Genomic DNA, 12,539 nt, shown 5'->3' with positions numbered 1-12,539 from the left:
CCCCCCGGAATGCCGGATGTCGATAATTGCCGCCAGCTCGACACCGTCGCGCACGGTCGGAGGCGACTTCTACGACTTCATCACCATGCGCGACCAGAACCGCCTCGGCATCGTGATCGCCGACGCCTCCGGAAAAGGGATGCCGGCCGCCCTGATGGTGGCTCAGATTCAGGCGATCCTGCGAAGCGAGGTCAACAACGGCAACCCAATCGAGATGGTGCTCAAGAATATGAACCAGCAGGTGGCTACATCGACTTCGTCGGAGAAGTACGTTACGCTCTTCTACGCAGAGCTGGATATGGTTAACTGCGAAATGAAGTATGCGAACGCCGGGCACAACTACCCGCTCCTGGTCAGGTCCGACGGTAGTGTGGAACTACTCGACATTGGAGGACCGGTGATTGGCGCTTTCCCTGACATTCGCTATGAGTCGGCATCGGTCCGGCTTCAGCGCGACGACGTACTCTTCTTCTTCACCGACGGCCTATCCGAAGCCATGAACACCGACGGGGTCGAATACGGCGAGGCGCGCATCCGCGAATTTCTCGTGTCGCAGCGCCATCTGGATCCGCAGCAGTTGCTCGACGGGATTCTCGCCGATGTTCGCCGCCACGACCCAACCTCCCCCCCGCAGGACGACACAACGATCATCACCATGAAAGTGACCAATGGAGCGCCTTCCAATGTCTGATAAGCACGTACGTTTTGACGAGGCCAAGCTGACCGAACGCAAGAAGCACCACTGCGGCTTCCAATTCTGTCCCTTGTGCGGCCTGAGACTGAAGGAGGGCGAAGTCGAGGGCCTGGTCAGACTGTACTGCCCCGACCAGACCTGCGGCTACGTGTTCTACCAGAATCCGATTCCTGCCGCCGGCGTGATGCTTGTCGAAAACGACCACATTCTGCTGGTTAAGCGTGCCCACCCGCCAAGAATCGGCTGGTGGTGCATTCCAGCCGGATTCATGGAATGGAACGAACACCCCAGGCAGACAGCAGTCCGAGAGCTAGAGGAAGAAACCGGGCTAAAAGTTCGGCTGACCTCGTTCTTCGAGGTCTATTCCGGCAGCGACGACCCCCGCTCCAACGCGGTGCTGATGCTCTATCTCGGCGAAGTTATCGGGGGCGAAATCGCGCCTGCCGACGACGCCCGCGAGGTGCGCTGGTTTCCATTCGATGCCCTACCGGCGGACATCGCCTTTGAGGCCCATCGCCAGGCCCTCGCCGACTACGACCACCGTGAGCGAAAGCGGGCTCAAATCAAAAGTTGACTCCCAGTCTCGCGGGCAGTTCAATTGACCGTGAAAACGGAGATCCCCTCATGCGTTTGTTCGTGACCCGCCTCTGCCGCTGCTTCGGCGTGCTCATGCTGCTCCTTCTCGCTGGTACGGCCAGTGCCCAGTATACCGAATACAAAGACACCTCCAGCAAGAAACTGTTGTTTGAGATTTTCTTTAACGAACAGTTTTTCGGGTACACGGTCGGCGATCAGACCGATGAAACCGCCACTCTTCTCCCTCTCACCGAACTCGAAATCCGGAGCAACGGGGTGCGCTTCAAGGGAAAGACCGTGATCGATAGTGGTGGGCTTCACACCGACCAGCAGATCCTCCCCTTTGACAGCGCGACTGATATCGAGGTCAGCAAGCGTAAGAACTACACGAGGATTTCGTTTTACCTCCGTGAGGGCGCATCGAGTCGGCCGGGGCGCATCAGGCAGGGCAACAGATTCACGCTGTTCGAGCCAATGACAGTTGGACATGACGACTTCGTGCGCGGAAGCATCTTCTCTGTCACCGGCGATATACATATCGGCGGCGAGGTTAGTAATAACGTTGTTTCCCTGTTCGGTAATATCGACGTCGGTCCGGGGGCGGTCATTCGGGGAGATGCGGTTACCGTAACCGGTCGCGTTGACCTCTCCGGCAGTGCGTCGGTTTACGGTGAGGTGCGCTCAAACAAAGACGGCGCGATGGGCCGTCGCCATCGTTTCAGCCGGTTCCAAAGCACCTACGAGAAGTACTTCCGGGTCGACCTCGATGCCGCAATGACTCAATATAACCGGGTCGACGGATTGTCAGTCGCGCCGATGTGCCGGTTTGCCGATCCTGACTCGGTCCTGCCCGTCTTATGGGTCGGAGGCGGCTATGCGTTCGAGTCCAGGCGCTGGCGGTACCGCTTCGGAGCCGAACAAACGATTCTTAGAAACCCGGCGTTTTCGGTGGGAGGCGAGCTATTCCGCGTTCTCGCATCCGATGACGACTGGCTGATATCGAATGAGGAAAACTCCGCGTTCGCCATGGTTATCGGCGAGGACTATAAAGACTGGTACGAGGCTCAGGGCGCTCATGCCTACCTTCGGTCGCGGCCCGTTCCCGATCTGCATGTTGAGGCCGGGTTCCGCTACGAGGAGACCCGATGGTTCGAGGCGACCCAGCAGCTTTGGTCTTTATTCGGGGGCAACAAACGATTCCGAGACAACTTTAGCCAGGTCGAAGTGCCGCTCCGTGAAGCGGGCGCTGTCGCAATCGACACGAGCACGAACTACTCGTGGTACCTGCAGGCGGCGTTCGATACGCGCGATGATGACGATCCTTATCGCTTTTCCGCCTGGGTAGCTGATGCCTGGCTGGAGCAGTCCAGCCCGAGCCTGGAATCGGATTTTGATTTCGCCCGCTTTCGCCTGAGCGCGGCGCGCTATCAGAAGATTCATCGGCGTGTAATGGCTGTCATGCGGTTAGTCTACGGCGGTTCCGGCGGTGAACTGCCCATGCACCGGCGGTTCTATCTGGGCGGCCTGGGTACCATGTATGGATACCATCAGAAGCAATATTCCGGGTCGCGCTTCTGGCTGGCCAATTTCGAGTACCGAATCGACTTCCCGCGCAGCGACTTTGCGGCATCGCTGCTCTGGGATGTGGGGCGGATCGGAGAAAACGCAAGGTTTGGGGACTCCGAGATCAAACATTCACTCGGAGCGGCGATCTACATCGGCAACGATTTCAAAGTTGGGCTGGCTCGTCGCCTCGACCGCTCTTACGACAACGACCCCCGTTTCTTCGCCCGCCTGACGCTCTCGATTTGATTGGCACGTTTCGCGCACTCGCCGTTCCAACCGAACACCCCACTCGAAGCGCGTTCGTTCTACACTTCAGCATCGCATCATAATTAACTGTGACATAACGAGTTACAACCGCCGGTCTCCGAAATTCGTCCCATGTCTTTGACTAAGCCACTGCGTATTTGCTAACAGCAGTCGTCTTCTGTCAGCTCACGCAGGTCGACATGATCGACCGACAAGTCCCTGTCGGTCAGTAGCATCGAGATGGTTCCCCGTCTTAAGAAATCCCTTCAGATCGCCGATAACGTGATTGAATACCCATAGTTTCGGCAGGTTTGAATGGAAAAGACTAACAAGCACTCGCCAACCAGGACCCATTCGAAATTCTCCGGCGGCCCCGCCCAGGTGGCGGAATCTGCAGACCGGCCGCCCACCGATCTTTTCGCCGATCTCGAAGCCACGCTCGACCAGGTGGCGGAGTCCAATCCCCGTCTGGCCGACGAGACCACCGAAATCAACACCCGCCAGTCCGACCTTCGGGCTCTGCTCGAAGTCTCCATGGCGGTCAATTCATCACTCGTGCTGGACGACGTTCTTCAGCTCGTCATGATGAAAGCGATCGAGCTGATGCAGGCCGAGCGCGGCCTGATCATGCTGCTCGACGATACCGGTGACCTTCAGGTCAGAGCTGTCTACAATCTGTGTCGCGAAGACATGGTGCAGGAGGAATTCAAGATTTCGACCAGTATCGCCCGGCAGGTCGCCCGGAGCGGACGGTCAATTTATACTTCGGATGCGCAGAACGATGACCGTTATGCCCAGCAGCAGTCAGTGATCGAGCTTCACCTCCGCTCGATCATGTGCGTGCCGATCAAAATCAAGGACCGCACCCTCGGTGTCATCTACCTCGACAATTCGAGTGAGGCCCGGATGTTTCTCAAGTCCGACCTCTACCTGTTTGAGCTCTACGCCCAGATGGTGGCCAATGCTCTGCATAACGCCCACGTCTATGACCACGTGCTCAGGCTCGAGCAGTACAACGATTCGGTGGTCTCCAACTCACCGGTGGGAATTGTCGTAATCGATGCGCGCGGGCGTATTCTGACAATCAACCCGGCGGCGCTCGAGATCTTCGATCTCGATAAAGACAAAATCAAAGACTTCCGGACCGGAACCGAACCGACCCGCTTTCTGGACACCCTGCCGGAATCGCAGATGCAGCGCTGGCAGACCATGATAAACATGGTTCTGACCACCGGCCACGAAGTCTCCGAGCCGCGTTTCTATCATCACACGCGCTACCTCGAGAAAGTCCTCTCGCTGAAGATCTCGCCCCTGGATAATCTCCCCGACGGCCGTGACGGCCTTATCATGGCAATCGAGGATATCACTGAGAAAGTCACCATGGAGCAGTATGTCATCCTGTCGGAGAAGCTGGTGGCGCGCGGCGAGATGGCCGCGTCGGTGGCGCACGAGCTCAACAACTATCTCTCGATTATCGCCAACAACGCCGAGCTGATGTCTGTGAATATAGACCGCGAAAAGTTCGACAAGGTGAAATTCAACGCCAAGTCAATTACCGACAATATCTTCAAGATAAAGAAATTTGTCGACAACCTGATGGACTTCTCCAAGCCCGAGCCGGAGTACATCAGCTACGATATCAAGCACCTAATCGACGATCTTTTGTTCTCACTGCAGATACAGCCTCGCTTCAAGCTCGTACACTTTACGATCGACCTGGCCGATGATATCCCGCCGGTCGAGATGGATGTCGGCCAGATTCAACAGGTGCTGCTCAACCTGCTCAATAATGCCTCCGACGCGATCGAGGATCGTGTAATTGCCGAGGACGCCGACCCGGCCGAGTCCAAGCGCGAAATTGAGATCAAGGCCTGGTTCGACCGCGGCAAAGACTCGCTGGCCACGAGCGTGCGAGACAACGGCACCGGCATGTCGGCCGGGACCCAGGCGAAGATCTTCAACCTGCACTTTACCACCAAGAAGGGCGGGCACGGTCTCGGTTTGTACAACTGCAAGGCGATTATCGAGCAGCACGGCGGCGAGCTGACTGTCAGCTCCGAGCCGGGACGGAGCACTACCTTTACGCTCATCTTGCCACGGATGCAAAAGCACTGATTCGCGGTACGGGACGCCATGTACAAGGCCGCGGAAGACGCCTCGGTGGGGGATATCCAACCCCTCGGTACGGGCGGGACCGCGGAAGTAGTCAAAGCCTATCACAAGCAGCTTGGGCACCCCGTAGCGATAAAGTATGCCCGCGCGGACACTGCGACGCCCCGAGTGGACTTCGGATGCCTGCTCGCCCGCGAATACGACTTGATCAGCACATACCGCTTTCCCGGTCTGGTGCGACCGCTGGTCGATCCTGCTCCACATTTCGACAGACTAATACTCGAATTCTGCCCCGGCCCGACTCTCGATAGGGTAGGAAAACTCGACAATCTCGATCTGACCCTGAACATCATTTCGGCCATCGCACTCGACCTCGAGTTCTTGCGCGCCGCCGGCCTGATCCATGGCGACCTCAAACCGCAGAACGTATTTCTACCGGAGAACTGGAAGCATCTACGATCTGAACAACTCTTCTGGGTGAAGCTCTCTGACTTTTCACTTGGGCGGCGAATCGGCGAGCCGGAAAGCTCCCGCCTGGGTCTGGGTACGGTCGGCTACATGGCGCCGGAGACCATCCGCGAGCACCTCACCGTTCCAAAATCAGACCTGTTCGCGCTGGGCGTGATCGCGTACCAGCTTCTGACTGGACGCCACCCGTTCATGAACGAAGATAACGACCCGGTGAAAGTGAATGGGCGCATTTGTGAACAAGCTCCGACACCGCTCGCTCAACTGCGACCGGAATTGTCGGAGGAGCTTGTCCAATTGATTAATCGACTTCTCGCGAAAGACGCAGATGGCCGGCCGGATTCGGCATGGGAAGTGTGTCTCACGCTGCAGGCAATCGGCGCTCGGTATCCGTTCCGGCGTGTGCTGCAGCCCGGATTTGTTATCAGACGAGATACCGCATTTGACGACATCGTGTCGCATCATCTCCGGATCAGCAACTCCGAACGAGAGCGCCTGACCGAACTGACTGACTTGGATACGAACACTTTCCTCCTCATACTCATTGCCAACTTCAGGCGCGGATTACTCGAGTACGACAACGGTCGATTCCGCTTCTCAGGCGACATCTACTGGCCGCACCGTTTGAGAGAAGCCACGCTCGGTCGGTTTTCGCCGGCCAGGCTGTCGCAGAAGAAGATCGCGGTGCGGGCAGCAGTGACGGGTGGCTTTGCTGATCTTCACCGCATTCTGCCTGAGACGCCCGCAGCAGCTGACGGCCTGCCCCGCGCCTTACCCCAGCTTCTTCTCCCCCTGCTGAGATCTTGCGCGATCAAACGGATTTCCGCCCAGGTCGCGCCGGTTGCCGACCAGATGAACGCTCACGATATCGCTGCCCGCCTGCACCTGCAGGCAGGCAATCTCTCTGAAGCCGAGCGATGCGCCGACATAGCCGCGAGAGCTTTCCTGCGGGAAGACCGCGCCCCGGATGCCCTGGCGCTTCTATTGCAAGTCGACCGGGCGGCCAGAATGTCGGGACGCGAATACGAAATTCGTGAGAGCCTGAAGCTGAAGGGGATCATTCATAAGGACACCGGAGAACTCGACCTGGCCGACCAGACTTTCTCACGCGTCATCCGCCTTTACCAGGACCGGCCGCCTGACAAACTGCTTGCTGAAACCTACAAACTGCTGGGCGATGTATACCGCCTTCGTCAGGACAGCAAAGCGGCGCTCGCCGCATTGGAGAAATCTCTCGCAGTGTTTACAGAGTTAGGCGACGAACTCGAAATATCCCACACCCTTACCAATATGGGCAACGTCCACTGGCTCAGCAACGACACCCGTAAGGCGCTGACCCAGTATCGCGCCGCTTACAGAATACAGAAGCGTCTCGACGCGCGCACGGATGTAGCGTCTACGCTGAACAACATCGCGTCGGTCTACTGCGTGCAGGGAAAACTGAAGCGAAGCATCTTCCTGTTCAACCACTCCCTTAAGCTAAAGAAGGAAATCGGCAATCAGGGCGAGATTGCCCGCACACTGAATAATCTCGGCTATACCTACCAGTTGGCCGGGTCTGATGCTAAAGCCGCCGAGGCGCTCGCCGAGGCACTGGCAATCAATCGTCGCATAGGCAGCAAAAAGGAAATCCTCTACAATCTGGAAAACCTTGTCGGTCTCAAAGTCGCCGCCGGACAACTGCGTGAGTCACAGACACTGCTGGACGAAGGCCTCGCCCTGGCGCAGTCCACCGGCATTCTCGCCCACGAAGGGCCGCTTTATTCACACCAGGCTACAATCAGCAAGCGCATGGGGCAGTATGATGATGCGTCGCATGCGCTATCCGCCATTGACAGCATTCTCACCCGATTAGATGATCAGGCACTTCGACTGGCGGCGGATATCCAGCGCGGGAGTATCAGGTACTACCTGGGTGACCGTGAGGGCGCGCTGACTATCGCCCGCCAGACCTATCAGGCGGCAGTCGAGTCTCGGAATTCACCGGCGGAACTCGACAGCCTGCTTCTGCTGCTCAAGCTGACTGATGAACCCTCATATTGGGAGTCCGCCAGAAAGATTGTCGAAGAGCGCAAGCTTAGACGAGAGCACCGGATTGCTGTTTTCAGCCGCTTAGAGTTCGTACTTGAACATGATCATTTGCAGTCGGTCTCAGCGATGGCCGACGATCCCCTCCTCGCTCTGGACGGCTTGGAATCGAACTTGGAGCTGCCCTGGATGCTCAATGTGTCGGGGACGCTCGCACTTCGTATGGGCAATCGCGCGAGGGCCGCCGCACGGTTCGAGCCCGCGCGCGCGTTGGCTGAGCGCATCGGCCTCACGCCGGAGCTGATCATATCGTTGACAATGCTCGGTCGTATCGCAAAGACCGACGGCGAATACGAGACCGCGTTCAGCCACTTCAAACGGGCGCTCAGGCTGTGCAAGCAGGTTGCCGATACTATAGACGATGTGACTGATCGCAGTTTGTTTCTCGGACGGCCGATGGTCGTCTCGCTGGCGGCGGAGATCAAAGCACTGGGAAGCAGGCTGGGACAAAAGGAAAGGGCAGGCCGATAGAGCCTGCCCTAACCGCGAAAACTACTTCGCAAAGACTACTGGCCGCCCAGGCTCAAGCCAATCGGAGCGATACGGGCTTCCAGCACCTCTACGTTCAGTTTGTAGTCCGTCATGCACTCACCTCCTTTTACTTACAGTAGAGGACTCCCCTCAATCAAGAGGGGGGTGTGACCATCGAGATCACACACAACCACGGTTATAATACGACCGCACCCTCCGCTAGTCAATAGGCAATCGCCGACTTGAATCATCTTTTTTGCGGTGCGATAGGAAGACTTTAGCGGTTTTGGAAATTTTTTCCGGATTTGGGATCATCCATCGTGCGCGGTCACACACGACGATTCGCACACCGCGGCTTACCACCACGACCAGAACTCAACACGGAGGTTCTGGTACACTTTGCGGAAGCCGAGAGTGACCAGCGATGACTTGCCGGTCTCGATCTTCGCGTAGCCGGACATGCCGTCGCACAGAAGGCCGTCACGGTTCTCGACAAGCACCGTCACCGGGAAAATCCCCGTCGCGTTTGCCGCCGCGTTGGCCGCAGGGTTGGCGGTTTCACGGGTCGTCGTCGTGGCATCGGCGGCTTTGGGAAGGCGGACCACCGTGCCGGCAAACGTGCGATTAGGGAAGGAACGAACTTTGACCTGCACGCTCTGGCCAAGTGTGACTCGCGGTAAATCAAAATCGGAGACTGGCACCAGCAGTTCCACCGGGTCGCATGCGGCAATAGTGACAATAGCACCATCGCGGCCCGACACCGACGCCGCCCCGCTGATCGGCGACGTGATACTGGCCGCCGAGGACTGCTCCATCAGAAAGGCGAGCTGCGCCTCCTGCTTCTGAATCTGCCTGAGGACAACCTCCTCTTCCTCGGCGCGGGGCGGTGCAGTCAGCAGGTTCAGGGCGGACTGCCAGCGGGTGACCTCGGCCTCGGCAATCTCGACCTGGGACTGGCTTGATTCGAGACGCTCCCGCGCCTCGAGGTTGTTTTCCACCAGTGACTTGATGCGATCCCGCTCGCGTTTGTACTGCTGCAGCGTTGCCTTGGCGGCGTTGATGCGCGCCTTGGCCTCGTCGATTTCCTGTTTCTTCGGCGGCGCTTTGAGCAGCGCCAGTTCGCCCCGGAGTCTTTCGAGCTCGGCCTGGCCGGACTCTATCTCGCGCGTGATCTGGTTTGATGTCACCGCGGCAATCGTGTCACCCGCGGTTACCAGTTGACCATCGTGGACTATCGGCACCACTTGAAGGGCGGCCATGTCGGTGGTGGCTAACTGGAGGATATTGGTTTTGGTTTCCGGCGATTCGCCGCCGAGGCGGGTGATTTTTTCCAGCACGCCGAATTCGTTGAGCCGGACCGTGAACACGGCAATCGGCCGAACCAGCACCTCGCCGGAAACCCGGTGCGGCATCGGCACCGCCAGCCCGACCACCAGCACCCCGGCGGAAACTACCAGGTAGCCCGCCAGTTTCAGAGGTTGTTTGAGCAGTCGCTTCATATATCGAAGATGCGTGACCGCGCCCCTTGCCAGTGAGCGGAGCGCCGACCTCAATATAAAGAGTAAAACGCCAATCAACAAGACCAGACCGGCGGGGCCGACCTGGGCCATAAGGAACGCCGATACCAGTGAGAAAACGAACCCCAGCAGTAAAGCGGAGTAAACCAGGGCGGTCAGGCCGTAGAGTATGTATATCCGACGGTGGCGGGAATCATGGACAAGCGACTCAACCGGCCAGCCCAGGATTCGACGCTGCACGACGTTGCCCAGATAGGCGAACGCTTTTTGGCGCAAGTTGGGGATATCGACCAAGTCCGAAAGCAGGAAGTAGCCGTCGAGCTTGATCAGCGGATTGAAGTTGAACAGAAAGTTGATCCAGTTGACCGTGACCAGCATCCAGGCAAGATCATTGAGAAACATACCCGGAACGGACAGCCGCCAAACGATTACCGATCCCGCCAGCAGCATTAGTTGCACGTACGGTCCCGCCAGTGTGACCCCGAGCCGCTGGGATTTTTTAGGAAAGAGCCAGGCGTCGGACAGGTCGCAGTAGAAACCGGGCTGGAAATAGAGCAGCAGAAAACCGATCTCGCGCACCTCTCCCCCGTAGAGCCGGCAGACCACCGCATGGCCGAATTCATGGAGAGTTACGAGAATGAACAGCGACAGCAGGAGCAATCCAAGCGAGCCGACATTCCAGAACTGGGACAGGTTGACCGCGAACGCATCGAGATCGGCAACGAGCAGCACCAGGCCCGTGAGAATCAGCGCTCCCTGAATAACGAACCAGAACGGCCGAGAAAACGGTCGGCTGATTTTGCTGAGCCAATCAAGAAACCGTCCCGGCTTAAACGCCCGGATTTGAACATAGAGGATTCTGCTCCACAGCGACCTCTCCTGTGTGGCAGCCCTGCCCGCCTGGCTGAGCGCCTGCTCGGAGCGGCTGTTTTCGAGAAACAGCAGTTTATCCAAGACCAGTGCGAATTGGGCGACATCGGCACTCATGATGTTCAGATTGAACTTGTCTCTGAATCGAGCGGCGATCTCGTCGGGAGTCAAACGGCCGTCGAACTGGTGAATCAGCCAGTGTTCCGGTTCGCGGAATCGGAAGTAGTTGCCGCCGATCGGGTCCTTGACCGTGTAGACCGTCGCGCCGTCGATCTCAGACGCCGATGATACCAGATCGGATCGCAGCTTGGGGGGCAGGGCCATGCTCTAATTTACAGTCGATCACGATATTCTACAACAAGATACGTCTCTGAGAAAGTAGGTCGAAACCCCCGCGGTTTCGACATTCCTTATGCGCGCTTGTCAAAACCACGTCTCACGCCCACGGCGTGAGACTCAGGGGTTTTGACCTACGATGATCTCATAGGTCGTAGTTGATGAGGACATCCACCACGCATGGGTTGGTGGCCCCTCAGGTACAATCCCTTGACTATCCCTGATGATTGGCTAAATTTGGCCCAAAGCGCGCTATGGCGGCTAAGAATGACACTTCACGAGGCGTAATGTGCGGACCAAAGCGGATGCAGTTATAATCGGCGGCGGCATAATCGGTATGGCGACCGCTTTCTATCTCGCCCGGGCCAGGTACGGTCGGATCGTTCTTCTCGAAAAAGAACCCCTCGCAGGCAGTCATTCGACATCAAAGGCGGCCGGTGGGATCAGAGCGCAGTTTTCGAACAAGGTAAACATCGAAATGTCCATGCTGTCCGAGAAGTTGTTCTGCCGCTTCAAAGAGGACACTGGTCAGGACGCCCTGTTCGACCAGGTAGGCTACATGTTTCTGCTGACCCGGGATGAAGACGTTGATAAATTCAAGCAGAGCGTCGCTCTGCAACGCTCCCTGGGCTTGAACGTCGAAATCCTCAAACCAGCCGATATCCCGCAATACGCCCCGCATGTTCGGCTTGACGATGTCATGATGGCCACTTTCTGCCACGACGACGGCCTGGCCGATCCGTACGAGTTCCTCGCCGGGTATGAAAAAGCGGCGCGCAAGATGGGCGTCGAGATAGAACTGGAAACGGAGGTCACGGGACTCAATGTGACCGCGGGCCGGGTTACCGATGTGCTTACCAATCGCGGCAATATCACTTGCGGTGTCGTGGTGAACGCCACCGGCGCGTTTGCATCGCAGATTGGGCGCATGGTTGGGGTCGATCTGAAAGTCGCGCCGGTGCGACGGCAATGCGTGACTACCGGCGAGCTTGATTTCGTTAAGCCGTATTTTCCCATGGTGGTCGATGTCGCTTCGGGCCTGTACACGCACAAGGAGTCCAAGGGGCTGCTGCTCGGCTGGGCTGATCCCGATGTAAAACCGTCGTTCGATATCTCGATTGACCCCAACTACACTGACACCATTCTCGAAAAGGCGCTGGACCGCATACCCCAATTGGAGACTGCGGAAATCGCCAACCAGTGGGCCGGGCTCTACGAAACCACACCCGACCACCGCGCCATAATCGGATTTGAACCGGCTGTCGAGGGGCTGTTTCATGTGGCCGGGTTTTCGGGTCACGGCATGATGCACGCCCCGGCGGCGGGGTTGGTGTCCTCGCAGATAATCACCGGACAGGAACCATCGGTCGATATCTCTGATCTCAGCCCCGAGCGCTTCGCCAAGGGCGAACTGCAGGTTGAGACGAACGTGATCTAGTAGGTCGGGTTCCGCCGGTCCTGAGCCAAGCGAGGGACTAAGAAAACCGACATCAGTTGATTTGATCGGCAGGCCCACGCGCCTGCCGCAATCAAGACTTGTGGGTCGGGTTGCGCGCATCGACCGGTTTAGCGCGAAACCCCACACCCCCGTCGGA

General features: G+C 57.8%; 7 protein-coding genes. 6 read left to right on the top strand and 1 reads right to left on the bottom strand.

Annotated elements, in window-relative coordinates:
- The 5 genes from AB1772_12315 to AB1772_12295 form a co-directional block, all read left to right on the top strand.
- Positions 1–691 (top strand): PP2C family protein-serine/threonine phosphatase (locus AB1772_12315; GenBank protein MEW5797126.1); only part of this gene is annotated, 691 nt, incomplete at its 5' end.
- On the top strand, positions 684–1,268 hold the full coding sequence (locus tag AB1772_12310; GenBank protein ID MEW5797125.1) for an NUDIX hydrolase: 585 nt from the start codon (positions 684–686) through the stop codon (positions 1,266–1,268). The genes AB1772_12315 and AB1772_12310, both read left to right, overlap by 8 nt.
- Before the next feature lie 50 nt (positions 1,269–1,318).
- On the top strand, positions 1,319–3,082 hold the full coding sequence (locus AB1772_12305) for a BamA/TamA family outer membrane protein (GenBank protein MEW5797124.1): 1,764 nt from the start codon (positions 1,319–1,321) through the stop codon (positions 3,080–3,082).
- Between the two features lie 315 nt (positions 3,083–3,397).
- On the top strand, positions 3,398–5,197 hold the full coding sequence (locus AB1772_12300) for an ATP-binding protein (protein ID MEW5797123.1): 1,800 nt from the start codon (positions 3,398–3,400) through the stop codon (positions 5,195–5,197).
- An 18-nt stretch (positions 5,198–5,215) separates the two neighbouring features.
- The gene (locus tag AB1772_12295) at positions 5,216–8,221 is read left to right on the top strand and encodes a serine/threonine-protein kinase (GenBank protein MEW5797122.1); all 3,006 of its coding nucleotides are present in this window, start codon (positions 5,216–5,218) and stop codon (positions 8,219–8,221) included.
- A 356-nt stretch (positions 8,222–8,577) separates the two neighbouring features.
- Here AB1772_12295 and AB1772_12290 read toward each other — a convergent pair whose 3' ends face one another.
- A complete protein-coding gene (locus AB1772_12290; protein MEW5797121.1) occupies positions 8,578–10,932 on the bottom strand; it encodes a site-2 protease family protein in 2,355 nt (784 codons plus the stop codon).
- Positions 10,933–11,233: 301 nt separating this feature from the next.
- On the opposite strand from AB1772_12290, the gene AB1772_12285 reads away from it, so the two are divergent.
- Entirely contained in the window at positions 11,234–12,382 is a 1,149-nt protein-coding gene (locus AB1772_12285; protein ID MEW5797120.1) for an FAD-binding oxidoreductase, read from the top strand.
- Positions 12,383–12,539 lie beyond the last annotated feature (157 nt).

The organism is Candidatus Zixiibacteriota bacterium (assembly GCA_040752815.1).
Lineage (GTDB): Bacteria > Zixibacteria > MSB-5A5 > GN15 > FEB-12 > JAGGTI01.
Note: the sequence above shows the minus strand (reverse complement) of the source record. Positions and strands in the feature narration are given on the sequence as shown.